Genomic DNA, 25,611 nt, shown 5'->3' with positions numbered 1-25,611 from the left:
TGCTTTATTTTTTAATATTTTCTAAATCAAATAAGAAAGCAAACTCTTTGGCTAATTCTTTTAAAGCTTCAAATCTTCCAGAAGCTCCACCGTGACCCGCATCCATATTTGTATCTAAAAATAATTGTTTGTTGTTTGTTTTCAGCACTCTTAATTTTGCTACCCATTTTGCAGGTTCAAAATATTGCACTTGCGAATCGTGTAAACCTGTTGAAACATACATATTTGGATATCCTTGTGCTTTTACTTGATCGTATGGTGAATAGGATAGCATATAATCATAATATTTTTTTTCATTTGGATTTCCCCATTCGTCATATTCTCCAGTAGTTAATGGAATAGTGTCATCTAACATTGTGGTAATTACATCAACAAATGGTACTTGTGCTATAACACCATTATACAATTCAGGAGCCATATTAACAATTGCACCCATTAACAAACCACCAGCAGAACCACCTTCGGCATATAAATGCTCTGCAGAAGTGTATTTTTCTGAAATTAAAAACTTACTACAATCGATAAAATCTGTAAATGTGTTTTTCTTTTTTAATAATTTTCCATTTTCATACCATTCTCTGCCTAAATCTTCTCCACCACGAATGTGAGCGATAACATAAATGAATCCTCTATCCATTAAACTTAATCGTGTACTTGAAAAATACGGATCCATTGAAGAACCGTAAGAGCCATAAGCATATTGTAACAAAGGATTTTTACTATCTTTTTTGATGCCTTTTTTATAAACAATACTCATAGGTATTTTTGTCCCATCTGTTGCAGTAGCCCAAATTCTTTCTTCTGTATAATTATTTTTGTCAAATTTTCCACCTAAAACGGCTTGTTCTTTCAATATGGTTTTTTCTTTTGTTTTCATATTGAAATCAATCACAGAAGAAGGCGTGGCCATAGATTGATAGCCATAACGTAAAACATCTGTGTCAAAATCAACATTAGAAGTGGTATAGCACGTGTAGGTTTCGCTATTAAAAGGTAAGTAATAATCTCCAGAGCCATCCCAAGGTTTAATTTGAATTTTATTTAAACCGTTTGAACGTTCTTCCACTACTAAATAGTTTTTGAAAATTTCAATTCCTTCTAACAACACATCTTTTCTATGCGGAATTAAATCGGTCCAATTATCTTTTTCCGTTGCGTTTTCAGGAGTTGTCATTAATTTGAAATTGGTCGCTTTATCGGCATTGGTTAAGATATAAAATTTATCTTTATAGAAAGAAATTGAATATTCTAAACCACGTGTTCTTGGTTGAAATATTCTGAATTTTCCATCTGGATTATTCGCTTCTAAGATTTGATATTCGGTAGTAAGCGTACTTCCAGAACCAATTATGAGGTATTTTTTCGATTTTTCTTTATAAACAAACGTATTATAGGTGTCATCCTTTTCGTGAAAAACCAGTACGTCTTCAGATGCATTTGTGCCTAATTTATGTTTGAAAATTTTATCAGAACGTAAGGTTTGTGCATCTTTTCCTGTATAAAAAAGCGTTTTATTATCGGCAGACCAGCTGGAACCACCAGTTGTATTTTCAATTTTATCTGAAAGAATTTCGCCTGTTTCTAAATTTTTAATTTGGATGGTATATTGTCTTCTTGAAATCAAATCTAATCCAAAAGCTACTAATTTGTTGTCGCCACTCACACTCATACCACTTAAGTTGAAGTAGGATTGTCCTTTTGCCATTTCGTTACAATCGAATAAAATTTCTTCTTTCGCATCTAAACTTCCTTTTTTTCTGGCATAAATTGGATAATCTTTACCCGTTTCAAAGCGAGTGATGTACCAATATTCGTTATAAAAATAAGGCACAGAACTGTCGTCTTCTTTAATTCTGGATTTCATTTCAGCAAACAAATCGTCTTGCAATTGTTTGGTATGAGCAGTAGATTTTTGGTAATATTCGTTTTCTTTATTTAAATAATCAATTACTTCAGGATTTTCTCGTTCGTTTAACCAATAGTAATTATCCGTTCTAACATCTCCGTGTTTTTCTAACTTTTTTGGAATTATTTTTGCAATTGGTGGTTGAATGGTTTTCATTTTTTGATTTTGATTTTGTGAATGTATTTTTGCGGTAAATATCAGTAAAACTGATGCTAAGATTATTTTTTTCATAGTTATTGCTGTTTTTTTGATATTTACTTCAATTTTATTTCAAACATTTTATCCCAATTTTTACCAGTAATAAATACGGTTTTTGTTGATGGATTATAAGCAATTCCGTTTAAAACTTCATCTCCATCCATTAATGTTTTTTTGTTTTTTGTTTTTAAATCAGAAAAATCGATAGCGCTTTCTACGGCTCCATTTTCTGGATTGATAATTACAATTACATCTTTTAGGTAAATGTTTGCCCAAATTTTTCCGTCAATCCATTCTAATTCGTTAAGTTCTGTAATGGCATTTGTGTCAGAATACACATTTATGAAACGCTCCATTTTTTGAGTTTCTGGATTTAAAAAATAAATTTTATTTGTTCCATCGCTCATTATCAAATATTTGTCGTTATGCGTTAATCCCCAACCTTCAATATCTGAAAAATAATCAAATGTTTTTTCTTGCTCTAAAGTTGCAGCATTATATATAATACCAACTTTATTTTTCCAAGTCAGTTGATAAATTTTGTCTTTAAAAACGGTTATCCCTTCACCAAAATAATCTGATGATAAAGACACAGATTTTGAAACATTTCCAGATTTATAATCTGTTTTTCTTAAACTTGATTCGCCATTTTGACCTGTTCCTTCATGCAAAATGCCGTTGTAAAATTCTAAACCTTGTGTGTAAGCATTTGCATCGTGATTATACGTATTTAAAATGGTATAATCTTTTGTTTCATATAATTTTGGTATGATATTCGAAACCAATTCAAAAGATGTTACACATTCTGTTTTTTCACCTTCAGAATGCACAATTGCTTTTATGTCTTGAATACCAAATTGTAATTTATCTAATTTTAAATTAAAAACTGCATTTTCAGTTGATTTACCTAATTTAATATCGTTTGAAAAATAAATTACCGAATCAATTTTAGCATTTTCAATATTTTCAATGCATAAATTCACAGTTTCATTAGGTTTGTAAACTTGTTTTAAGTCTTTTGTAGCAATAGAAAACAGGTCTTTTGTTTCACTACAATTATATAAAAAAACACTTAATGTTGTGATTATAAGTAAGTTAATTTTTTTCATATTCAATAATTTTTATAATACAATATTACAATTTATTTTAAACTAATTTTTGATTTGTAGAAATAATAAAAGATTGTATATTTGCATCGGCAAGTCCTACACGACCAGCTCCCTCAAAATCCTCCAGGGTGGGAACGCAGCAAAGGTATGTGGTTGTAGCGGTGCGATGTAGGTCGCTTGCCATTTTTTACTTCTATTCTTAAAATTCTTATAAAATTTATTGGTATCAAATTTTTTTAATTTAGATTTGTATTGTATAAAATCAATTTAAATGAAAAAACTAGTAATACTTCTTACATCAGTAGCATTTTTGCTAAGTTGTTCTCCAAAAAAAGTTCTTGTAGCCAATTCTCCAAAAAAAGTTATAGATGTTACAAAATACGTAAATACAATTAACGAAGCCAGTTTGTCAAAAAACCTTCATGTTATTGCTTCTGACGAAATGGAAGGAAGAAATACTGGAGAACCAGGACAGAAAAAAGCAGGATTGTATCTTATTGAGCAATATAAAGCTTTAGGTATCACAAATCCTCCAGGTTCAACTGATTATTATCAAAAAGTGCCTGCGGAATTCATGAAAAAAGGTTTTGCTCCAAAATTAGGTGATTCAGAAAACATTTGGGCTTTTATTCCTGGTTCGGAAAAACCAGAAGAAGTGCTTGTTATTTCCGCACATTACGACCATGTTGGTATGAAAAATGGTGAAGTATTTAACGGTGCAGATGATGATGGTTCAGGAACGGTTTCTTTAGTTGAAATTGCAAAAGCATTTTCGGAAGCAAAAAAAGACGGTTTTTCTCCAAAACGTTCAATTTTATTTTTACATGTTACGGGTGAAGAGCACGGTTTACATGGCTCTAGATATTATTCCGAAAACCCATTATTTCCGATAAAAAACACGATAGCAGATATTAATATTGATATGGTGGGACGTAGAGATACACTTGGCAATCATAAGGAAAATGGAAAATATGTGTATGTTATTGGTTCAGACCGATTAAGTTCTGAATTGCATACTATAAACGAAGAAATGAATACAAAATACGTGGGTTTAAATTTAGACTATACTTTTAATGCAAGAAATGACCCAAATAGATTTTATTTTCGCTCTGATCATTACAATTTTGCTAAAAAAGGTATTCCTTCTATTTTCTTTTTTAATGGTGTACATGAAGATTATCACGGACCAAATGATACTGCAGATAAAATTGAGTACGATTTATTAGCCATGCGAGTTAAATTGGCTTTTACTTTAGCTTGGGAATTGGCCAATAGAGAAAATAGAATTGTGGTTGACAAAGACGGTAAATAATGCAATTATTAATTTTAAATGGCCCTAATCTAAATTTATTAGGTCAACGTGAACCAGAAGTATATGGCAATCAAAATTTTGATTCCTATTTTGACGAATTGAAATTACAGTTTCCTATGGTTAAATTGGATTATTTTCAGTCTAATGTAGAAGGCGAAATTATCAATAAATTGCAAGAAGTTGGTTTTTCATACGATGGAATACTATTAAATGCTGGAGCGTATACACACACTTCTGTAGCCATTTCCGATTGTGTAAAGGCAATAACATCACCAGTCATTGAAGTGCATATTTCAAATACGTTTTCCAGAGAAACATTTCGTCATCAATCATACATTTCACCAAATGCAAAAGGCGTAATTATTGGTTTTGGTTTAAAAAGTTATGCGTTAGCTATTCAAAGTTTTTTGTAATTGATGCAACTTTTTAATAAATAAAATCGTCTTTACTTTCACATACTAAATCTATTAAAAAAATGAAAAAAATTACAGTATTTATTCTTGCATTTTTCGCAATGTTTTCAGCTTCATTCGGACAAGTTAAAGAAACCAGAGGTGTAGGAAATTTTACAGCTATTAAAGCTTCATCAGGCGTTAATGTAGTCTATACTCAAGGGCCTGTACAAAATGTTGAGGTGACTTGGGAAAAAGATTTAATGAAATTTTTGAAAGTGGAAACTAAAAATAATATTTTAAAAATCTTTATTGAAAACACCAACTACTATAAAAAAATGGATACTAGTAAATTACTTGTAACCGTTTCAAATCCGGGTATTGGAAGCGTTACAGTAAGTTCTTCGGCTACGTTTTCAATCAAAAATAATTTAAATGTAAGTTTGTTAAAAATTAATACCTCTTCAAGCGCTGATTTTTCAGGAACGGTAACTTGTAATTCCATTTTTATTGATGCATCTTCCAGTTCAAATGTAGCATTAAATATGGCTACTGATGATATTGCTGTTAATCTAAGCAGTAGTTCAAGCGTAGCATTAAAGGGCAAAACAGATAATTTAGCTATTGACGCTTCGAGTTCAGCAGATTGCGATGCAAAAGAGTTAATTTCAAATATGGCACAAGTTTCAGCAAGTACTTCTTCTGATATACAAGTTTTAGCATTAAAAGGATTAGATGCTACTGCTTCTACAAGCGGCTCTATAAAATATTATGGAAAATTAGATAAAGTAAAAATAACCGAGAGCACTTCTGGCTCTGTTGAACAAGTGAAATAAAATATTATGAAGCCCCAAACCTCAATTTTACTTTTTCTTTTTTCTTGTTTTTCAATAGCACAAATTAAAGGAAAAGTTACTGACTCAAATGGAAATGCTTTGCCATACGCAAGTGTTACTATTGAAAAAACCTACATCGGAACTTCTACAAATGAAAACGGGGAGTACGAATTAAATATCAAAAAATCAGGTAATTATACATTGGTTTTTAAGATTTTAGGATACAAAACCAAAACCATAACCCAAGAAATTAATTCATTTCCAGTAGTAATTAATGCTACACTTCCAGATGAACAATATTCAATCGAAGAAGTAGTTGTTAAAAGTGGTGAAAATCCTGCTAATGGAATCATCAGAAGTGCAATAGCCAATCGTAAAAAAAATACTGAAAAAACGGATAAATTTGAAGCTGATTTTTACTCAAGGGGAATTTTTAGAGTTAAAGATATTCCTAAGAAATTCATGGGTATTGAAATTGGTGATTTAGATGGAAATGTAGATTCTACAGGCGCTGGAATTATTTATCAATCGGAAACCGTTTCTAAAATTAAGTTTGAAAAACCAAACAATTTAAAAGAAGAAATCATTGCAAGTAAAGTGGCTGGAAACGATAATGGATTTAGCTTCAATACTGCTTTAAATACCAATTACGATTTATATCAAAATACTGTTGGGTTCAATATTCCAATGATTTCTCCGATTGCTTCAAATGCTTTTACATATTATAAATACAAAATAGAAGATTCATTTACAGACAGTTATAATAATTATGTGTACAAAATAAAAGTAACGCCAAAGCGTGATAAAGAACCCGTTTTTGAAGGTTATATATATATAGTTGACGACACTTTTGCTATTTATGCAATCGATTTAGATATTAAAGGTTACAGATCACAACAAGAGTTTTTAGAATCATTTAAAGTGGTGCAAAACTTCAGTTTTAATCCTGACACTAAAATGTGGGTAAAAAGTTTGCAATCATTTGATTTTAAAGCAGGTGTGTTTATGATGAAATTCAATGGTAAATTTACACACGTGTTTAGTAATTATAATTTTGTATCTAATTTTGATAAGAAAACCTTTGGTAGTGAAGTAGTTACGTTTGCCGAAAAATCAAATAAAAAAGAAATTTCGTATTGGCTAGAAAATCGTCCAGTGCCTTTAACGGAGGAAGAAACTACTAATTATGTAAAAAAAGATAGTGTTTATAAAGTCCGAAATTCTCAAGTGTATATGGATTCCGTTGATGCGGTTTCAAATAAATTTAAGGCAATTAAGTTGATAACAGGATATTCATTTAAAAATAGTTTTAAAAATAAAAGATTCAATTATCAAGGATTATTTAATTTGTCTTCTTTTAATTTTAATACCGTTCAGGGATATCATATAGGTTCAGGATTCTCGTACTCAAGTTATAATGAAGAAAAACAAAAACGAACCATAATAAACAGCGATTTTCAATACGGATTTTCAGATAAACGTATCCGACCAACGGCTTCTTTTTATCATAAATTCAATAATACAAATGATGCTTATTTTCGAATGTCTGGTGGGAACAAAGTCAATCAATTTAATAGTTCAGAACCTATTTCTGGAATAGAAAACTCAGTAAGTTCATTGTTTTTTAAAAATAATTTTATGAAATTATACGAAAAAGAATTTATTGAAATAGGAACAGGAAGAGAAGTAGTGAATGGTTTATTTTTAAATGCTAATATCGCTTACGAAAACAGAAAACCAGTATTTAATACTACAGATTTTGCCATAATTAAAACAGATGATGTATACAGTTCAAACCATCCGTTAAATCCAAATTCTGATCTACTTCCAGCTTTTGATGAACATCATGTAACTAAGTTTAGTTTGAGTTCTCGAATTGTTTTTGGTCAAAAGTACATTACTAGACCAGACGGAAAAATGAATATGAATGAAGGAAAATATCCAACACTTGGATTTACTTATACAAAAGCATTTTTAGCCACTTCAAAGGCGTATGAATATGACTTTTTAGAAGCTCGATTAAATTACTATAAAACATTAGCCAATAAAGGTGATTTAGAATTAAATTTGAAAGCAGGAATGTTTTTTGGTGCCGAAAATATTTCATTTGTAGATTACAAACATTTTAACGGAAATCAAACGCATGTTCGAATTGATGGGCAATACAATTCAAGTTTTAATCTATTGCCTTATTATTCGCAATCTACTAATAATCAGTATTTTGAATTACATGCAAATTATAACGATAATGGTTACTTTATGAATAAAATTCCATTAATTAATAAATTAGGTTGGAATTTAGTTGGAGGGTTTCATCAATTAGCTACTCCAAATAACAGACCTTATCAAGAAATAACTGTTGGTTTAGACCGAATTGGATTTGGAAAACTTAAAATTTTCCGTGTAGATTATGTTAGAAGTTTTCAAGGGAGCAACTTCGGACAAGGATTTATGTTTGGTTTGAGATTTTAGGTAGAAATTCCAATATTAAAATTCCAAATTCCAAGATATTAAAAAACCTCGAAACTTAATTGCTTCGAGGTTTTTTATATTTATAATTTTGTGGTTCTCTGTATTTTCTTTGCGTTACTTTGTGTAAATTTAACCTAAAACCACTACTTTATTTTCTCCGTCAACTACTACTTTAGTTAAACCGTGTTTGGCTAAACCTTTCATAGCAGCATCCCATTTTTTTCCGCTTAAAGCCGATTTGTCTTTTAAAACACCAATTGGTTGATTGTTTTCTTTCTCTAATAAACTAACAATGAATTTTTCATCTTCGGTTAATTCATAAGTTACTTTTTTCTCTGGACGCATTTGTGGGAAAAATAACACTTCTTGAATAGAGGCATTATTTGTTAAAAACATAATTAATCGGTCCATTCCAATTCCTAAACCAGAAGTTGGAGGCATTCCGTATTCTAAAGCACGTAAAAAGTCTTCATCAATAATTCCGTTGGCTTCATCGTCACCTTTTTCTGCTAAAGCCATTTGTGCTTCAAAACGTTCTCTTTGATCAATTGGATCGTTTAATTCAGAATAGGCATTGGCAATTTCTTTTCCGCAAACCATTAATTCAAAACGCTCCGTTAAATCTGGATTGTCTCGGTGTTGTTTACATAAAGGCGACATTTCTTTTGGATAATCTGTAATGAAAGTCGGTTGAATGTAATTTCCTTCGCATTTTGCACCAAAAATTTCATCAATTAATTTTCCTTTACCCATGGTTTCATTTACGTCAATTCCCATTCCTTTAGCCGCTTCAAATAACTCAGCTTCCGTTTTTCCAGAAATATCAAAACCGGTGAAGTCAATGATAGATTGCGTCATAGTGACTCTTGCATAAGGCGCTTTAAAGCTAATTTTATGTTCGCCAAAAGTAGTTTCTGGAGTATCATTTACTTTTGTGGCGCAATATTCCAAAAGGTTTTCGGTAAATTCCATCATCCAATTGTAATCTTTGTACGCTACATATATTTCCATAGCCGTAAATTCTGGATTGTGCGTTCGGTCCATTCCTTCGTTACGGAAGTTTTTAGAAAATTCGTACACACCATCAAAACCGCCTACAATTAATCTTTTTAAGTATAATTCGTTAGCAATTCGCATGTATAAAGGGATGTCTAAACTGTTGTGATGCGTCATAAACGGACGCGCAGCAGCACCACCTGGAATGGATTGCAAAATAGGCGTTTCTACTTCCATGTAGCCACTTTCATTAAAGAAAGTTCGCATTGCAGTAAATAATTTTGTTCGTTTTACAAAAACTTCTTTTACTTGTGGATTTACAACTAAATCGACATAACGCATACGGTAACGCAATTCGGCATCATTAAAGGCATCGTATACTTTTCCATCTTCATCAGTTTTTGGAAAAGGTAATGGGCGTAGGGTTTTACTTAAAAAAGTAAAGTTGTCTACTCTAATGCATTTCGCGCCCACTTGTGTGGTAAATAATTCGCCTTCAATTCCTAAAAAATCTCCTAAATCGGTTAATTTTTTAAAAACTTGGTTGTATAATGTTTTGTCTTCGCCTTGGCAAATAAAATCTCTGTTAAAATAGACTTGTATTCTGCCTTCGCTATCTTGAATTTCAGCAAATGCCGCTTTTCCTTGATCTCTCACACTCATCAATCTTCCAGCAATTACCACCTTTTTTCCTTCTTCAAAATTATCCTTTATAGCTTTTGAAGTGTCCTTTACAGGGTATAAATCTGCAGGATAAGGATTAATGCCCAAGTTTCTAAGGGCTTGTAATTTCTCTCTTCTAATGATTTCTTGTTCGGAAAGTTGCATAATTTATTTTATTTTAAGAAGGCAAAGATAAGCAATAGATATATAGTTTCAAAGTCAGAATTTTTTAGCAGAAAGATTTAAAATTGTATCTTTGAAAAATAAATCTATTTTGTAAATGAAACAAATTCAACTTCTTGATTTAGGAAATAAAGATTATAAAGAAACTTGGGAGTATCAAGAAGAATTATTTAAAGAAATTGTAGATATTAAAATTCAAAATCGAAATACAACTTCTTCAATCCCTACACCTAATTTTTTTCTTTATGTAACACATCCTCATGTCTATACTTTAGGTAAAAGTGGTGATGTTTCAAATTTGTTGCTTTCTGAAAAACAATTAATAGATAAAGGCGCTACTTTTTACAAAATAAATAGAGGAGGAGACATAACCTATCATGGTCCAGGACAGATTGTAGGCTACCCAATTTTAGATTTAGAGAATTTTTTTACCGATATTCATAAATATCTTCGATTTCTTGAAGAAGCCATAATTTTAACTTTAGCAGAATATGGATTAAAAACAGAACGAAGCCCAGGTGAAACAGGTGTGTGGTTTGATGTAGGAACGCCTTTTGCTCGAAAAATTTGTGCCATGGGAGTTCGTGCTTCTCGATGGGTAACCATGCATGGCTTTGCTTTAAATGTAAATGCCGACTTAGGCTATTTTGACAATATTATTCCTTGTGGTATCCGTGGTAAGGCAGTAACGTCTATGCACGTTGAGTTGGATAGAGAAGTAAATGAAGAAGAAGTAAAACAAAAAATTCTAAAACATTTTTCCGTTTTGTTTGAAAGTTCATTTATTTAGAACTTATAATTCTAAAATTAATTGTTCTGGAAGTAATCTGAATGTTTTTCTGTGGTATTTTGTTATGCCATATTTTCTAATAGCATCTCGGTGCTCTTTTGTAGGGTAACCTTTATTCTTTTTCCAATTATACATAGGAAACTCTTCGTGAATTTTATCCATATAATCATCTCTATATGTTTTTGCTAAAATTGATGCAGCGGCAATACTTAAAAATTTCGCATCACCTTTAATGATAGATGTGTTTGGAATCGAGGACAAAATTTCAATTTCTTTTGCATTGAATATTTTCCCTTCTTTTTGTTTCATGCCTAATTTTCCGTTTAAAGGTCTGTTTCCATCTACAATAATATATTCAGGTGTGGTTTTCAGCTTCAATACGCTTTCTTGCATAGCTTTCATAGATGCATTTAGAATATTTATTTCATCTATTTCTACATTATATATATGTGTAAAAGAAAAATCAAATAAACTTTCAATAATTGGTCTCAACTCAAAACGTTTTTTTTCAGATAATTGCTTGGAATCATTTATAGCTTGAAATAAAATTTGCTCTTGTTTTTTTTGTTCTTTTGTTAATACAATGTTAGGATTTTGTAAAATAATTGTAGCAGCGGTTACAGGACCAGCTAGGCAACCTCTACCTGCTTCATCGGTTCCGCACTCAATAGTAAAATTACTGTAACATTTATTTAACATAAAATATTTTTTACAAAAATAATTAAATTTCAAATAACATTTAACATTTTATCAACGCTTTTATATTGTGGGTTCTACATAGTTTTTAAATCCGAAAAAAAAATTAACACAAAAAAAATGACAATATTGTGAAGTATTATTTGTTTATTTAAGAAATTATTAAGAAGTTTGCGGAATAACTAACTCAAATAAAATTAATATGAGATCGAAGTTCAAATGGATTTTTACGCTTTTAGTAGCGTTTACGATGCAGTTTTCTTTCGCACAACAGAAAACTGTTACAGGTACAGTAACAAGTGATGGCGCTAAATTGCCAGGTGCTACTGTAAGTATTTCGGGTACACAACAAGGTACTCAAACGGATGAGAATGGTAAATTCTCTATTAAAGCAGCTCAAGGGGATGTTTTAGAAGTTTCTTTCTTAGGAAAAGATACTAAAACAGTAAAAATTGGTGCTGGTAATGTTGTTAATGTTGTTTTATCAACAACAAACAATGTAATACAGGATGTAGTTGTTCAAGGTTATAGAACAGTAACAAAAAAATCTGCTGTAACAGCTGATGCTTCTGTTTCTGCAAAAACTATTGAAAACAGACCAAATGCAAATGCTATGAATACCTTACAAGGTCAATTAGCTGGTGTTAATATTACTGCAAGTACAGGTCAGCCAGGTGCTAAATCTAGTGTAGTAATTAGAGGTATTGGTTCAATCAATGGTAACTCTGATCCATTGTATGTTATTGATGGTTTCCCATCTAACAGTGACTCATTCCGTACGATTAACTCAAATGATATTGAGTCTATTGCGGTATTAAAAGATGCTGCGGCAACTTCTGAATATGGAAATAGAGGTTCAAATGGGGTCATTGTAGTTAAAACTAAAAAAGCTAAATTTGGAGATGCTAAAACTAGTTTCAGATATAGTTCGCAATATGGTGTAGGGTATATGCAATTACCAAAATATACTTATGCTAATGCTAAAGAATTATTAAAAATTGAACAAAATTTTGGTGCTGGTTTAGGAGCAACATTAACGGATGCAGAAATTGCAGCTTATGGAGTTGATACTGATTGGGTTGGTTATTTCTTTAGACCTTCTACTTCAAAATCACATAATTTGAGTGTTGAGAACAGCAATAAAAATATTGCTTCTTTTACGTCATTAGGTTATTTTGACCAAGATGGTATCTTAGAGTCTACAGGAATCAAAAGATTTAACTTGCGTAATAACATAAATGGAAAATCTTCTAATGATAAATTTAAATACCAAATTAATACAGGTATTGGTTTCTCTAAAAATGCTCAAGCAACAAACTTAGGAGAGGGTGCGATTAATAGAAATTATGTAACTGGAGCATTCTTAGGAGCGCCTTATGTTTCTACTGATGTGTATCAAGGATCACAATCTGCATTAGATTATTACAACAACACACCAGGGTTGTTAGCTACTCCAATTATGTTAATGGATAAGTTGCAAACATATACGAATTTAACAGATGAAATTAGAATTGATGTAGCAACAGATTTTGCTTACAGCTTAACTAAAAACTTAACGTTCCGTTCAAGATTAAACGGGCAATTGTTAAATACTAGATTTAATCAAGCGGAGTTTCCAAATTCATTTAATGCTTTATTATTTCAAGCTGCAGGACAAACTTTTACAGGTTTTGAAGACATTCAAAGTAGAAGAGAATTCTTATTTAATAATTTATGGCAAGTAGCTTATAACAAACAAATTGGAAATCATACCTTTAATATTTCTGCTAACGCTGAATATAATAATTCTCGTTTTCAATCTAATAACTTTAGACAAAGAGGTTTAATTGCTGGAATTTTTATACCTGATACAGGTGCTGGATATGCAGCTGATACAGCAGCAAATGATTTCTATGTACCACAAATTTCTGCAGGTCAATTAAGAAATGATTTAATTTCTTACTTTGGTTCTGTTGATTATGATTTTAGTAAAAAATATGGTGTTGTAGCTTCTATCAGAAGAGACGGTACTTCAAGATTTATTGATTCTAAACAATGGGGTAACTTCTGGTCTGTTGGTGGAAGATGGAATATTGATGAAGAAGCATTTATGGATAATGCTAAATTTATTGATGTATTGAAATTAAGAGGATCTTATGGAACTGTAGGTAATCAAAGAATTATTGATGGGACTATTTACGCTGGTATAAACCCTCCAGCATTTGCAGATATTTATAGTGTAGCTAATAATACATATAATGGTGGTACAGGATACGGAATTAGTTTTGGATTTCCTGACTTACAGTGGGAAACAACTACACAGTCAAACGTTGGTTTAGATTTTGAAATGTTCAAAACTAGATTAAAAGGATCTTTGGATGTGTATAATAAAGTTACATCTGATTTATTCTTAGCTGCACCAGTTTCAGCTACTTCAGGAACAACTTCATTAACTAAAAATACAGATGCATCTCTTACTAATAAAGGTGTTGAGTTAAATTTAGCTTATGATTTAATAAGAAACCAAGAAAAAGAAATTTTGTTAACTATTAAAGCTAACGGTTCTTATAACGATAATACAGTTGATGGAATAAAATCAAATGGAGGTGTTATTTTTACTGGTACAGGACCAACTTATATTACTGAAAACGGTGGTTCTTTAGATGCGCCTTTCGTATATCATTATATTGGTGTTAACCCTGCAAATGGTAACTTATTATTTGAAGATAAAAATGGTAACCCAACTGAAACGCCTACAGCAGCAGATAGAAAAAGTACAAATAAAAACTATATGCCTTCTTACCAAGGTGGATTTGGTTTTGACTTTTCTTACAAAGGATTCTTTACTTCAGCATTATTTACTTATGCATTTGATGTATGGAGATTCGATATTGATTTAGAAAATTTATACGATCCATCTAATTTAGGTCAGTTTGTGGTAACTAATGACATGTTAAATGCATGGACTCCAACAAATACTAATACACAAGTTCCTGCATTAAATGCAGCAAATATTGGATTAGATGATGATTCTGATCGTTTCTTAAGAGACGCATCTTACATTCGTTTAAGAAATGTTCAAGTAGGTTACAGAATGCCTAGTAAATTCTTAAAAGATACTTTTATTAAAGATTTATCTTTTACTTTACAAGCTGAAAACTTATTTAATATCACCAAATGGCAAGGTTTCGATCCTGAAAGTGATAGATCTGCTGATTTTTACCAATACCCAACACCAAGATTGTTTACTTTTGGTTTAGATGTTAAATTTTAATTAATAAAAATATGAAAAAAATATTTGGTTTATTATTAGTTTCATTGTCACTTCTGTTTTCATGTGACAATGATTTATTAGAGCCCTTCACTCCTGGTTCATTAACAGAGGAAGTGGCTATTACGAAAAGTTCGGATTTAACCAGATTGGTGAATTCAGCTATGAATATTATGACAAACAGAACAGAATATGTTTTTAGTTCAGTTTTTACTGACGAAGCAGCTCCTGGTTTTAACAATGGTGGTCAAGGAATTACATCAGATTATATTTTCTTAATGAATATTTCAAATGGTTCTGCTAATACAATTTGGACGTCTAATTATGCAGCTTTAGCTAGAATCAATCGTGCTATTGATTTTTCTTACACTGTTTCTCCTGTAGATGCTGCTGATGCGCAATTAATTGCAAGAACTAGAGCTGAAGCTTTAGTTTTAAGAGCTATTTGTCATTTAAAAATTATGTCTTATTATTCTACTGATCCTAAAAATGATGCAGCTTTAGCTGGAGTTTTAGCAAACAGAGTAATTGAAACTACTGAAACACCTCAAAGAGATTCTAATGGTGCATTTTATGCATCTATTCATGGTGATTTAAATGCTGCAATAACTATTTTTAATGGGAATACAGCTCCAGCTTATGCTAATAAAACGTATTATGCTTCTAAAGTATTAGCTCAAGCTATCAAAGCTCGTGCATATGCACTAAAAGGAGATTATACTAATGCTGAAATTTGGGCAGATACAGTTATTAATACTTCTGGTATTACTTTAGCTAATACTCAAGCATCATATAATGCTGTATTTCATACTCACAATGAAGCAGCAAATACTGAGGTTATTTTCAGATTGAGAAGAACTGTACAACAGAATTCACAAGGAACTAATTTACATAATGGATGGTGTTCAGTTGCGAATAGAAGAAATGGTTCACCTTTCTATGAAGTAAGTAGAGCATTATATAACAAAATGGTTGCTAATTCTGGAGATATTCGTTTGAATACTATGGTGTTATTAACTGGAGCACAAGGCTCTTTAATTGACGCTAATTATGCAACAGCTACTGATGTTAGAAATTCTGATATTATTGTTTTACAAAAGCATGGTGGTCAAACTGCTGCTACAGCTACAAATGGAGCTAATCCGGACTTTATGGTTTGTAGATTATCTGAAATGTATTTGATCAAAGCTGAGGCAAGAGCTCAAGCTTCTGATTATGCTGGTGTTGCTTCTGCGTTACAAACTATTGTTAATGCAAGATTTACCACTCCTTATACTGTAACAGCTCCAACAACAGCTCAAGCTGCTTGGAAAGCTGTTTTAGATGAAAGAAGAAAAGAATTGGCTTTTGAAGGTTTTAGATACATAGATTTAAAACGTATTGGTTCTTTAGCTGCTACTGGCTTAGATAGAGATGCTGCAGAATATGCTTCAGCTTCATGGAATTTCCCAGCAGGAAATCCTTCTAACTTACCTTTAACAAGTTATAAATTTACATTACCAATTCCAACTGATGAATTAAATGCTAATTCTTCAATTCAACAAAATCCTGGTTATTAATAACCTATTTTATAAATTAAACCCCGATTTTATCGGGGTTTTTTTTTACAACAAATTCTCAGTACATTTGCCTTTTAAATTGTAAAAATGAGAACCCTACTTATTATATTGTTTTTTACTTTGTCATTTTCTTCCTACACCCAAGAAAGAGATACTACTAAAGTGGTTGAATTAAAAGCAGATATTAAACTATATAAAAGCTTTAATTCTCAAAAAGATACCATTTATATTGATACGTCTTTGACTATACAAGATGAATACAAATACAATTACTTGAGAAAAGATAATTTTGGTTTATTCTCTTTTTCAAATGAAGGGTATTTATTCAATCAATTAGATTTTTCTAAAAAAACTATTAGTTTATTACCTCAATTTGGTTTTAATGCGAAGCATGTTTCTTATTTAAATACAAATGATATTTATTATTATTCGGTGCCAACACCATTAACGGATATCTATTTTAAAACTGTTATGCGTCAAGGGCAAAGTTTAGATGCTCTATTATCAGTAAATACAAAGCCAAATTTGAATTTCACAATAGCTTATAAATCTATTCGTTCTGTTGGTGATTATTTTAATAATTTAACAAGTTCTGGGCATTTTAGATTTATTACAAATTATCATTCTTTGAACAAAAAATATTATTTGAAAGCCAATTTCGTAGGTCAAGATATTTTTAATCAAGAAAACGGAGGAGTAAAAACGTTAGAGCAATTAGATGGAACCAATCCTTCTTTTAGTCAAAGAGAAAGAGTAGATATGTACTTTAATGATGCCTCATCAAAGTTAAAAGGAAACCGCTACTTTTTAGATCAATCGTATCAATTTTCTACTGGCAATTCTTTAGTAATAAAACATCAAACCTATTATGAAAATAAGTTTTATGAATATATACACGCCACCAAAAGTGATCGATTAGGTGCTGCTATTTCAAATTCAATTAATAACAAAACACGTTTTGATGTTTTTTATAATAAAGTTGGTGTTAGTTTTAAAACCAAAACATTAGGGGAAATTAATTTTTTTATTGATAATTATTCGTACAATCAATTTTATGTTATTCCGCAAAATATAGTCTTTAATGAGAATGACCACTATAACCTTCATAATCGCGTAACGTCTGTAGGCGGTCAATATGAATTTGATAGAAACAAATGGAATTTCAATATTTTAGCACAAAATGCCATTTCAAATCAGCCGGCATCAAATTTTGAAGCTTTTGCTAAGTATTCTTTTTCAAACGATAATTTTGTAAAAATATCAGCACGACAAGTCAGTAAATTACCAGATAATATTTTTGTATTTCATAAAAGTGATTACAATAATTACAATTGGAATACTCCTTTTAAAAATGAAAAAATTAGTTCTATTAAAGTTGAAACTAAAAATAAATGGGTAGATGCAACTATTCAAATATCAAATTTAAATGACCATTTGTATTTTTACAATACAACACAAAGATTAGATAGCTTGGTAGTAAAGCCATTTCAATACAATAAATCTATTCAATATGTTAGCGCTGAAATCGCTAAGGAAATTAAATTCAGAAATTGGGCATTTGATAATAGAGTAAAATTTCAAGAAGTACAACAAGATGCTAAAATTTTAAATTTGCCAAATATTGTACTACGAAACACATTATATTATACTAAATCTGTATTTAAAAAAGCTATGTTATTGCAAACGGGTATTACAGCAAACTACTTTAGTAAGCATTATGCAAATGATTATATTGGTGTATTAGGCGAATTTTATGTTCAAGATCAGAAAAAAGTCGGAGGTTTTCCTGTTTTAGATTTCTTTGTAAATGCTCGTGTTCAGCAATGTAGAATTTACCTGAAAGCAGAACATTTTAATGCGTTGTTTACTAATAAAGTTGATTATTTTAACACGCCAAATTCGCCATTTCGTGATTTTCATATCCGTTTTGGTTTAGAATGGAATTTCTTTAAATAGAATACAATCGACCAATTGAAGTTATTTTTTGTAAATCATACAAGAACATGTAACTTTGTCATCACAAAAAAATGATATGAAATACGCTAAAAATATATTAGAAACTATTGGCAATACACCAATTGTAAAAATAAATAAAATTACAGCCGAATTGCCTTGTTTGGTTCTTGGGAAGTTGGAAACATTTAACCCAGGAAATTCTGTTAAAGACAGAATGGCCCTAAAAATGGTGGAGGATGCTGAAGCTGACGGTAGATTAAAACCAGGCGGAACAATCATTGAAGGAACTTCTGGAAATACAGGAATGGGTTTGGCTTTAGCCGCTATTGTGAAAGGGTACAAATGTATTTTTGTAATTTCAGATAAACAATCTAAAGAAAAAGCGGACATTTTGCGTGCAGTAGGCGCAAAAGTTATCGTTTGTCCTACCGATGTTGAGCCGACCGATCCACGTTCTTACTATTCTGTATCAAAACGTTTAGGGGATGAAATTCCTAATTCTTGGTATGTAAATCAATATGACAACCCTAGTAATGCCATTGCGCATTATGAACAAACGGGTCCTGAAATTTGGAAACAAACAGAAGGTAAAATCACGCATTTTGTAGTTGGAGTAGGAACTGGAGGAACGATTTCTGGAGTGGCTAAATATTTAAAAGAACAAAATCCAAATATAAAAATTTGGGGTATTGATACATATGGATCTGTATTTAAAAAATACCACGAAACAGGTATTTTTGATGAAAACGAAATATATTCGTACATAACAGAAGGAATTGGTGAAGATATTTTACCATTAAACGTTGATTTTTCTTTAATAGACGGATTTACAAAAGTAACGGATAAAGACGCAGCTGTTTATACTCGTAAATTAGCTTTAGAGGAAGGGATTTTCTGTGGAAATTCAGCAGGTGCTGCAATCAAAGGTGTTTTACAATTAAAAGAACATTTTAAACAAGAGGATGTTGTGGTTGTTTTATTTCACGATTCTGGAAGTAGATATGTTGGTAAAATGTATAATGACGAATGGATGCGTGAACGAGGGTTTTTGGAAGAAGACATAACCAAGGCTGAAGATTTAATAAAAGATCATAAAGACAAGCCTTTAATTGTTGTAAGAACTGAAGAATTAGTGTCTCACGCTATTGAAAGATTAAAAAAATACAAAATTTCTCAAATTCCAGTAATTGATACAACAGGATTTGTAGGAAGTTTAGATGAATCGGATTTATTTAGAAGTTATTTTGAAAATAAAGACATTGCAGATATGCCTATTAAAGAAGTAATGGGTAAACCCTTTCCAATTGTTTTGGCGTCGGCTTCTATTGATGAAGTGTCTAAATTAATAAATAAAGACAATCAAGCGGTTTTAGTAGATTTAGGAAACGGAAAACATCATATCATTACAAAACACGATATTATTAGTTCTATTAAATAGAAAATCTAAAAAAATATTTTTTAAAAACGGATGGCAATATGTTATCCGTTTTTTTTATATTTGTTTTTACATATAAGCCAAATTAAAATATACACGCCATGCAAGAAGAATTTCTCCATTATTTATGGGTAAATAAGAAACTACCATTTACCCAACTCAAAACACATCTTAACGAAAAATTAGAAATCAATCATTTTGGACAGTATTTACAAAATGCTGGACCCGATATTTTTAATGCGCAAATTTCTATCAACCAACAAAAATGGGCAGGAAATATTGAAATTCATGTAAAGTCTTCCGATTGGTATTTACACAATCACGAAAAAGATGCTAATTATGACAACGTTATTCTTCACGTAGTCTGGGAAAATGACACACCTATTTTTAGAAAAGACAATTCTGAAATTCCAACATTGGAATTAAAAAAGTATGTCTCGCTTTCTGAAATAAACAAATATAAATCACTATTAACTTCCAAGTCTTGGATAAATTGCGAAAATCAAATAGGAAATATTGATAATTTTATTTGGAAAAATTGGTTAGAGAGTTTGTTTTTAAATAGATTAGAAAGAAAATCAGAAATTTTTGATAAGCGATTAAGAGAAACAAATACGAATTGGGAAGCCGTTTTTTTTGAAATGTTATCTAAAAATTTTGGTCTGAATACAAATGGTGATTGCTTTTTGCAATTGGCTCAATCTATTCCTTTTTCGATTGTAAGAAAAGAAAGTTTTGATATTGAGAATTTGGAAGCCTTATTTTTCGGTAAATTAAATTTATTAGATGAGCCTATCGAAGGTGAATATCACACAAAATTAGCATCGCATTGGAACTATCTCAAAATAAAATACAATTTAGAATCAGAATTTGGTTTGCTTCCACAATTTTTTAAACTTCGACCAGATAATTTTCCAACAATACGTTTATCGCAATTTGCAAATTTAATTGCGAATAATCAGAATTTGTTTTCACAACTGATTCAAGCTAATTCCTATTCTCAAATCAAGCAATTATTAAAAAGTGAAACTTCAGAATATTGGAAAAGTCATTATAATTTTTCAAAAACAAGTAAATCAAAAAGTAAAGGTTTAACCAATCAATTTATCGATTTGATAATAATTAATACAGTAATTCCAATTAAATTTTGCTATGCTAAACATCAAGGAAAATTAAATATTGAAGAATTAATATGTCTTTTAGAAGAAATGCTACCAGAAAAAAATTCCATACTTCAAAAATTTTCCGATTTTAATATAAAAACAAATAATGCTTTTCAATCGCAATCATTATTGGAACTTAAAAACGAATATTGTAATAAAAATAAATGCCTTAACTGTGCTGTAGGTTTGCAATTGTTAAAAAACTAAGTATCTTTATACTTTAAATATTTATTTGCATATATGTACAATTTACTACACTTCTTCGAAAAAAACGGATTTTTTGTTGCGTCGCGTTTAGCAGACCGTTTGGGTATGCGTGCCACACAAGTACGTTTGTTTTTTGTATATATCTCTTTTATTACGGTAGGATTAGGATTTGGTTTTTATTTGACTTTGGCTTTTATTTTAAAACTAAAAGATTTAATTTACACGAAAAGAAGTTCCGTTTTTGATTTATAATAACAAGCTATGTTGCGATTTTCTAAAGGACATTATTTCGGGATAGTAATTTTGATTTGTAGCATTGGGTTGTTACAACTATTTATTTATTGGTTTAATAACAAAAAGGATACAACTTCTTTGGATTTAACTCCAGAAGAGAAAAATTGGCTTTTAGCTCAAAATGAAATTGATAGCTTAAAAGAAGCAGCTCAAGAAAACTCAAATAAAATTTATCCATTTAACCCTAATTTTATTTCAGATTATAAAGGATATAAGTTAGGAATGTCAGAAACGCAAATTGATAAATTGCATCAGTTTAGAAAGCAAAATAAATATGTGAATTCAAATGCAGAATTTCAGAAACTAACAGGTGTTTCAAATGAATGGATGAAACAATATGCAATATATTTTAAATTTCCAGATTGGGTAACCAACGGAACTTCTAAAAATTACCAATCGAAATTTGAAAGTACGTATAAGAAATTTGATAAAAAAGAATCTAAAATTGTTGTGCAAGATTTAAATACAGCTAATCAAGTAGAATTAGAAAAAGTCTATATGATTGGTGAAAAATTAGCGCTTAAAATAATTTCTGAACGAGAAAAATTCGGAAATTTTGCCTCTATGGAACAGTTAGGTTTTATTTGGGGAATTTCTCCTGAAGCAATTGCAGATTTAAATAAAAAATTCCAAATTAAATCTTCCGGAAATTTAAAAAAGATAAATATTAACACTTTTACTATAAAAGAATTACAACAATTCCCTTACTTTAACTACACTATAGCTAAGAATATTGTTACTTTTAGAAGTATGAATGGCGATTTTAAAAGCAGTGAAGATTTAACAAATGTTAAGCAATTTCCACTTGAAAAATTAAAAATAATAGCCTTATATTTGGAATTCTAAAAACAAACCAATAAAATCTAATTAATGAATTCATTATATTTCACAGAAGAACACGAATTATTTAGAAAAAGTTTACAAGATTTTTTGCATAAAGAAGTAGTGCCTCATATTGAAAAGTGGGAAAAAACAGGTACAATTGAACGCTTCATTTGGAAAAAATTTGGTGAAATGGGCTTTTTCGGAATTAATTATCCAGAAGCTTATGGTGGATTAAACTTAGATTTGTTTTATACCGTTGTGTTTTTAGAAGAACTTCAAAAAATAAAATCTTCTGGTTTTGCTGCAGCTATGTGGGCACACGCTTATCTAGCAATGACGCATTTAAACGCTGAAGGAAGTGAAGCTATTAAACAAAATTATTTAGCACCAAGTATATTAGGTGAAAAAATTGGGGCGCTATGTGTTACCGAACCTTTTGGAGGTAGTGATGTAGCAGGTATGCGAACTACGGCTGTAAAACAAGGTGATAAATTTATTATTAATGGTTCGAAAACATTTATTACTAATGGTGTTTATGCCGATTATTATATAGTTGCTGCAAAAACAAATCCAGAACTTGGAAATAAAGGAATTAGCATTTTTTTAGTTGATACCAATTTAAAAGGGATTTCTGCAACAAAATTAGATAAGTTAGGATGGAGAGCTTCAGATACTGCAGAAATTGCATTTGATAATGTAGAAATTCCTGCTGAAAATTTAATGGGAGAAGAAGGAAAAGGATTTCCTTACATTATGCAGCATTTTGCATTTGAAAGATTAATAATGGCAGTTAATGCTCACGCTCGAGCGGAATATGCTATCGATTATACAATAGAATATATGTCGCAACGTGAGGCATTTGGAAGTAAAATAAATAAATTTCAAGCGCTACGTCATACTATGGTGGAACATGCTACCGAAGTAGAGCACTGTAAAATCTTTAATTATGCAGCGGTAGCCAGATTAGATAAAGGTGAATACGTTGTAAAAGAAGCGACAATGGCAAAATTGAAATCTACAAAAGTTGCCGATTTAGCTATATATGATTGTTTGCAAATGCTTGGTGGTTATGGTTATATGGAAGAATATCCGTTAGCACGATTGTTAAGAGATAGTCGTTTAGGGCCTATTGGAGGCGGTACTTCTGAAATCTTAAAAGAGATTTTATCAAAAATGATCATCGATAATCAAAATTATAAACCAGCTGTTAAATAGTTGTTTTAAAAATAATTCATAATTAGTAATTCATAATTCATAATTTTTATTTAAGTTTGCACCCTTAACGAGAGGAGGTGTCAATATTATGTTAATTATACCAATTAAAGACGGAGAAAATATCGATAGAGCATTAAAGCGCTATAAAAGAAAATTTGATAAAACAGGAACTGTTCGTCAGTTACGTGCACGTCAAGCTTTCATTAAGCCTTCTGTGACAAACAGAATTAAAATTCAAAAAGCGGCTTACATCCAAAACATGAGAGACAACTTAGAAAGTTAATCCATCATTTTTTGATTAAATACTATAACCGTTAGATTATAAATTATAAATTTGTATCTAACGGTTTTTTTTATGCGCAATAATTTACAGTCACATCTAGAATATCTCGAAAAGGAAAAAAAGTATTCCCCACTCACTGTGAATGCCTATCAAAAAGATATTTTGTCATTTCAATTGTTTCTAAACAAAAACCACGACGCTTGTATATTAGAAGAGGTAAATTATGCGTTAATTCGTAGTTGGATTGTTGAATTGTCCGACTCAAAAATTGCGGCTTCTTCAATTAATAGAAAAATGGCTTCCTTAAAATCGTTTTACAAGTTTCTATTAAAAACAAAACAAATTGACAGTAATCCTTTCGTAAAACACAAATCGTTAAAAACACCTAAGCAAGTTCAGATTCCTTTTTCTGAAAAAGAAATTAACACCTTATTTGAAATACATTTTTTAGAGGCCGATTTTGAAAGTATACGAAATAGGTTAGTAATTGAGTTGTTATATACAACAGGCATGCGAAGAGCTGAGTTGATAAATTTAGATATACATGCAATTGATTTTTACAGTAATACAATAAAGGTGTTAGGAAAGCGTAATAAAGAAAGGATTATACCTTTAATAGCATCCACTTCAGAAGTGATAAAATTATATTTAACAAAACGTAAAGAACTAATAATTATTAACGCTCCCGAAAAGTTAATTTTATCTAAAAAAGGAAATAAAATAAGTGAAACGTTTGTTTATAGATTAATAAATGATTACTTTAGTGGTATATCTGAAAAGGTAAAAAGAAGTCCCCACGTTCTTAGGCATTCGTTTGCAACACATTTGTTAAATAACGGTGCAGATTTAAATTCAGTTAAAGAGTTGCTTGGTCATGCAAGTTTGTCTTCTACACAGATTTATACTCATAGTAGTTTATCTGAGTTAAAAAAGGTATATAGCAATGCGCACCCAAGAAACAAGTAATGTTTAATTAAAACCTATAATTATTATGAAAGTGAATGTACATGCGGTTAATTTTAATATCGACAGAAAATTAGTTGATTTTATAGATGAAAGAATGACTAAATTAGAAAAATATTACGATAAAGTAATTTCTTCAGATGCTTTTTTGAAAGTTGAAAACACAAGCGAAAAAGAAAATAAAATAGTTGAATTAAAAGTACTTGTTCCTGGAGATGATTTCATTGTTACGAAACAAAGCAAAACATTTGAAGGAGCTGCCGATTTAGCAATAGATTCCTTAGAACGATTACTAGTAAAGAGAAAAGAAAAATTACGAGCGCATAGTTAATTGAAAAAAAGATTTAAAAAAGTTTTGATTAATAAATAAATTACATACATTTGCAGTCCGTTAGAAATAGCGGACTTTTTCTATGTATAGAAATGCCGGTGTAGCTCAGCTGGCTAGAGCAGCTGATTTGTAATCAGCAGGTCGTGGGTTCGAGTCCCTCCACTGGCTCTTTGAAATTTTGATAATCAAGAATTAATGAATTTATTTTCTAGTTTATGCTGGGATTTATAATTTGTTGTTTTGATTTTTAAGTAAGGTTAGGGGAGATACTCAAGCGGCCAACGAGGGCAGACTGTAAATCTGCTGTGAAAACTTCGCAGGTTCGAATCCTGCTCTCCCCACAAACTTTTTTAAATGAATTTATTTAAAACTATTTTAAGTAAAATCTTTAGAAATGAGTAATAGAATAATAGGATTAAGAGCAAATTTAGGTTTGTTTTTAACTTCTGAACTCACAAAAGCCGGTGTAGCTCAGGGGTAGAGTGCTTCCTTGGTAAGGAAGAGGTCTCGGGTTCAATTCCCGACATTGGCTCAAAATAGAAATAATTTTTGAACACTAATAAATAACTAAGATTAA

The 25,611-nt window shown here is 30.6% G+C and carries 20 protein-coding genes, 3 tRNA genes and 1 other RNA gene; 20 read left to right on the top strand and 4 right to left on the bottom strand.

The features are described from left to right. Positions 1 to 4 precede the first annotated feature (4 nt). Positions 5 to 2,062: a S9 family peptidase gene (locus tag ACIQZ1_RS01910; RefSeq protein ID WP_396158546.1), complete on the bottom strand. Its 2,058-nt coding sequence runs from the start codon at positions 2,060 to 2,062 to the stop codon at positions 5 to 7. A gap of 98 nt (positions 2,063 to 2,160) precedes the next feature. Further along, on the bottom strand, positions 2,161 to 3,213 hold the full coding sequence (locus ACIQZ1_RS01905; RefSeq protein ID WP_396158514.1) for a glutaminyl-peptide cyclotransferase: 1,053 nt from the start codon (positions 3,211 to 3,213) through the stop codon (positions 2,161 to 2,163). A gap of 87 nt (positions 3,214 to 3,300) precedes the next feature. Between ACIQZ1_RS01905 and ffs the strand changes: the two genes are divergently transcribed. From ffs to ACIQZ1_RS01880, 5 genes are all read left to right on the top strand, one after another. After that, positions 3,301 to 3,399, top strand: an RNA gene (gene ffs, locus ACIQZ1_RS01900) — signal recognition particle sRNA small type. Between the two features lie 85 nt (positions 3,400 to 3,484). Further along, positions 3,485 to 4,525: a M28 family metallopeptidase gene (locus ACIQZ1_RS01895; RefSeq protein WP_396158512.1), complete on the top strand. Its 1,041-nt coding sequence runs from the start codon at positions 3,485 to 3,487 to the stop codon at positions 4,523 to 4,525. Further along, positions 4,525 to 4,938, top strand: a complete 414-nt coding sequence (locus ACIQZ1_RS01890) for a type II 3-dehydroquinate dehydratase (protein ID WP_396158510.1) — start codon at positions 4,525 to 4,527, stop codon at positions 4,936 to 4,938. The genes ACIQZ1_RS01895 and ACIQZ1_RS01890 overlap by 1 nt, the downstream gene beginning before the upstream one ends. 62 nt (positions 4,939 to 5,000) lie before the next feature. Next, positions 5,001 to 5,753: a head GIN domain-containing protein gene (locus tag ACIQZ1_RS01885; protein ID WP_396158508.1), complete on the top strand. Its 753-nt coding sequence runs from the start codon at positions 5,001 to 5,003 to the stop codon at positions 5,751 to 5,753. Positions 5,754 to 5,759: 6 nt separating this feature from the next. Further along, the gene (locus tag ACIQZ1_RS01880) at positions 5,760 to 8,225 is read left to right on the top strand and encodes a DUF5686 and carboxypeptidase regulatory-like domain-containing protein (protein WP_396158506.1); all 2,466 of its coding nucleotides are present in this window, start codon (positions 5,760 to 5,762) and stop codon (positions 8,223 to 8,225) included. 129 nt (positions 8,226 to 8,354) lie between these two features. Here the strand turns inward: ACIQZ1_RS01880 and lysS are convergent, their stop codons facing one another. Then, positions 8,355 to 10,049, bottom strand: a complete 1,695-nt coding sequence (gene lysS / locus ACIQZ1_RS01875) for a lysine--tRNA ligase (protein WP_396158504.1) — start codon at positions 10,047 to 10,049, stop codon at positions 8,355 to 8,357. Between the two features lie 115 nt (positions 10,050 to 10,164). Here lysS and lipB point away from each other — a divergent pair, with 115 nt between their 5' ends. Then, positions 10,165 to 10,857 carry a lipoyl(octanoyl) transferase LipB gene (lipB, locus tag ACIQZ1_RS01870; RefSeq protein ID WP_396158502.1) on the top strand — a complete coding sequence of 231 codons (693 nt, stop codon included), beginning with the start codon at positions 10,165 to 10,167 and terminating at the stop codon, positions 10,855 to 10,857. A gap of 3 nt (positions 10,858 to 10,860) precedes the next feature. Here the strand turns inward: lipB and ACIQZ1_RS01865 are convergent, their stop codons facing one another. Beyond that, positions 10,861 to 11,556 carry a ribonuclease HII gene (locus ACIQZ1_RS01865; RefSeq protein ID WP_396158500.1) on the bottom strand — a complete coding sequence of 232 codons (696 nt, stop codon included), beginning with the start codon at positions 11,554 to 11,556 and terminating at the stop codon, positions 10,861 to 10,863. A gap of 199 nt (positions 11,557 to 11,755) precedes the next feature. Here ACIQZ1_RS01865 and ACIQZ1_RS01860 point away from each other — a divergent pair, with 199 nt between their 5' ends. The 14 genes from ACIQZ1_RS01860 (at position 11,756) to ACIQZ1_RS01795 (ending at position 25,566) form a co-directional block, all read left to right on the top strand. Then, positions 11,756 to 14,806, top strand: a complete 3,051-nt coding sequence (locus ACIQZ1_RS01860) for a SusC/RagA family TonB-linked outer membrane protein (protein ID WP_396158498.1) — start codon at positions 11,756 to 11,758, stop codon at positions 14,804 to 14,806. An 11-nt stretch (positions 14,807 to 14,817) separates the two neighbouring features. Next, positions 14,818 to 16,362, top strand: coding sequence for a RagB/SusD family nutrient uptake outer membrane protein (locus ACIQZ1_RS01855; RefSeq protein ID WP_396158496.1), 1,545 nt, complete (start codon positions 14,818 to 14,820; stop codon positions 16,360 to 16,362). Positions 16,363 to 16,449: 87 nt separating this feature from the next. Continuing rightward, positions 16,450 to 18,318, top strand: coding sequence for a putative porin (locus tag ACIQZ1_RS01850; RefSeq protein ID WP_396158494.1), 1,869 nt, complete (start codon positions 16,450 to 16,452; stop codon positions 18,316 to 18,318). Positions 18,319 to 18,394: 76 nt separating this feature from the next. Next, a complete protein-coding gene (locus tag ACIQZ1_RS01845; protein WP_396158492.1) occupies positions 18,395 to 19,756 on the top strand; it encodes a pyridoxal-phosphate dependent enzyme in 1,362 nt (453 codons plus the stop codon). Positions 19,757 to 19,854: 98 nt separating this feature from the next. Beyond that, positions 19,855 to 21,123, top strand: a complete 1,269-nt coding sequence (locus tag ACIQZ1_RS01840; RefSeq protein WP_396158490.1) for a DUF2851 family protein — start codon at positions 19,855 to 19,857, stop codon at positions 21,121 to 21,123. A 33-nt stretch (positions 21,124 to 21,156) separates the two neighbouring features. Beyond that, positions 21,157 to 21,375, top strand: a complete 219-nt coding sequence (locus tag ACIQZ1_RS01835; protein WP_353150123.1) for a PspC domain-containing protein — start codon at positions 21,157 to 21,159, stop codon at positions 21,373 to 21,375. A 9-nt stretch (positions 21,376 to 21,384) separates the two neighbouring features. After that, complete coding sequence (locus ACIQZ1_RS01830) at positions 21,385 to 22,263, top strand: ComEA family DNA-binding protein (RefSeq protein WP_396158488.1); 879 nt, start codon at positions 21,385 to 21,387, stop codon at positions 22,261 to 22,263. A gap of 24 nt (positions 22,264 to 22,287) precedes the next feature. Continuing rightward, on the top strand, positions 22,288 to 23,457 hold the full coding sequence (locus tag ACIQZ1_RS01825; protein ID WP_396158486.1) for an acyl-CoA dehydrogenase family protein: 1,170 nt from the start codon (positions 22,288 to 22,290) through the stop codon (positions 23,455 to 23,457). A gap of 88 nt (positions 23,458 to 23,545) precedes the next feature. Beyond that, positions 23,546 to 23,740 carry a 30S ribosomal protein S21 gene (rpsU, locus tag ACIQZ1_RS01820; RefSeq protein WP_166127146.1) on the top strand — a complete coding sequence of 65 codons (195 nt, stop codon included), beginning with the start codon at positions 23,546 to 23,548 and terminating at the stop codon, positions 23,738 to 23,740. A 72-nt stretch (positions 23,741 to 23,812) separates the two neighbouring features. Then, positions 23,813 to 24,706 carry a tyrosine-type recombinase/integrase gene (locus tag ACIQZ1_RS01815; protein ID WP_396158484.1) on the top strand — a complete coding sequence of 298 codons (894 nt, stop codon included), beginning with the start codon at positions 23,813 to 23,815 and terminating at the stop codon, positions 24,704 to 24,706. Positions 24,707 to 24,731: 25 nt separating this feature from the next. Then, the gene (hpf, locus tag ACIQZ1_RS01810) at positions 24,732 to 25,034 is read left to right on the top strand and encodes a ribosome hibernation-promoting factor, HPF/YfiA family (RefSeq protein WP_396158482.1); all 303 of its coding nucleotides are present in this window, start codon (positions 24,732 to 24,734) and stop codon (positions 25,032 to 25,034) included. A gap of 94 nt (positions 25,035 to 25,128) precedes the next feature. Then, positions 25,129 to 25,202 (top strand) — tRNA-Thr (locus ACIQZ1_RS01805). Positions 25,203 to 25,294: 92 nt separating this feature from the next. Next, a tRNA-Tyr gene (locus ACIQZ1_RS01800) sits at positions 25,295 to 25,375 on the top strand. A gap of 119 nt (positions 25,376 to 25,494) precedes the next feature. Beyond that, a tRNA-Thr gene (locus ACIQZ1_RS01795) sits at positions 25,495 to 25,566 on the top strand. The last annotated feature ends 45 nt before the right edge of the window (positions 25,567 to 25,611 follow it).

It is taken from the genome of Flavobacterium sp. (genome assembly GCF_044341185.1).
In the GTDB taxonomy this organism is placed as follows: Bacteria; Bacteroidota; Bacteroidia; order Flavobacteriales; family Flavobacteriaceae; genus Flavobacterium.
This window is presented reverse-complemented; position numbering and strand designations above follow the sequence as displayed.

Coding starts and splice junctions, on each gene's coding strand:
- ACIQZ1_RS01910 (WP_396158546.1), bottom strand. CDS start 2,062: ATGAAAACCATTCAACCACCAATTGCAAAAATAATTCCAAAAAAGTTA.
- ACIQZ1_RS01905 (WP_396158514.1), bottom strand. CDS start 3,213: ATGAAAAAAATTAACTTACTTATAATCACAACATTAAGTGTTTTTTTA.
- ACIQZ1_RS01895 (WP_396158512.1), top strand. CDS start 3,485: ATGAAAAAACTAGTAATACTTCTTACATCAGTAGCATTTTTGCTAAGT.
- ACIQZ1_RS01890 (WP_396158510.1), top strand. CDS start 4,525: ATGCAATTATTAATTTTAAATGGCCCTAATCTAAATTTATTAGGTCAA.
- ACIQZ1_RS01885 (WP_396158508.1), top strand. CDS start 5,001: ATGAAAAAAATTACAGTATTTATTCTTGCATTTTTCGCAATGTTTTCA.
- ACIQZ1_RS01880 (WP_396158506.1), top strand. CDS start 5,760: ATGAAGCCCCAAACCTCAATTTTACTTTTTCTTTTTTCTTGTTTTTCA.
- lysS (WP_396158504.1), bottom strand. CDS start 10,049: ATGCAACTTTCCGAACAAGAAATCATTAGAAGAGAGAAATTACAAGCC.
- lipB (WP_396158502.1), top strand. CDS start 10,165: ATGAAACAAATTCAACTTCTTGATTTAGGAAATAAAGATTATAAAGAA.
- ACIQZ1_RS01865 (WP_396158500.1), bottom strand. CDS start 11,556: ATGTTAAATAAATGTTACAGTAATTTTACTATTGAGTGCGGAACCGAT.
- ACIQZ1_RS01860 (WP_396158498.1), top strand. CDS start 11,756: ATGAGATCGAAGTTCAAATGGATTTTTACGCTTTTAGTAGCGTTTACG.
- ACIQZ1_RS01855 (WP_396158496.1), top strand. CDS start 14,818: ATGAAAAAAATATTTGGTTTATTATTAGTTTCATTGTCACTTCTGTTT.
- ACIQZ1_RS01850 (WP_396158494.1), top strand. CDS start 16,450: ATGAGAACCCTACTTATTATATTGTTTTTTACTTTGTCATTTTCTTCC.
- ACIQZ1_RS01845 (WP_396158492.1), top strand. CDS start 18,395: ATGAAATACGCTAAAAATATATTAGAAACTATTGGCAATACACCAATT.
- ACIQZ1_RS01840 (WP_396158490.1), top strand. CDS start 19,855: ATGCAAGAAGAATTTCTCCATTATTTATGGGTAAATAAGAAACTACCA.
- ACIQZ1_RS01835 (WP_353150123.1), top strand. CDS start 21,157: ATGTACAATTTACTACACTTCTTCGAAAAAAACGGATTTTTTGTTGCG.
- ACIQZ1_RS01830 (WP_396158488.1), top strand. CDS start 21,385: ATGTTGCGATTTTCTAAAGGACATTATTTCGGGATAGTAATTTTGATT.
- ACIQZ1_RS01825 (WP_396158486.1), top strand. CDS start 22,288: ATGAATTCATTATATTTCACAGAAGAACACGAATTATTTAGAAAAAGT.
- rpsU (WP_166127146.1), top strand. CDS start 23,546: ATGTTAATTATACCAATTAAAGACGGAGAAAATATCGATAGAGCATTA.
- ACIQZ1_RS01815 (WP_396158484.1), top strand. CDS start 23,813: ATGCGCAATAATTTACAGTCACATCTAGAATATCTCGAAAAGGAAAAA.
- hpf (WP_396158482.1), top strand. CDS start 24,732: ATGAAAGTGAATGTACATGCGGTTAATTTTAATATCGACAGAAAATTA.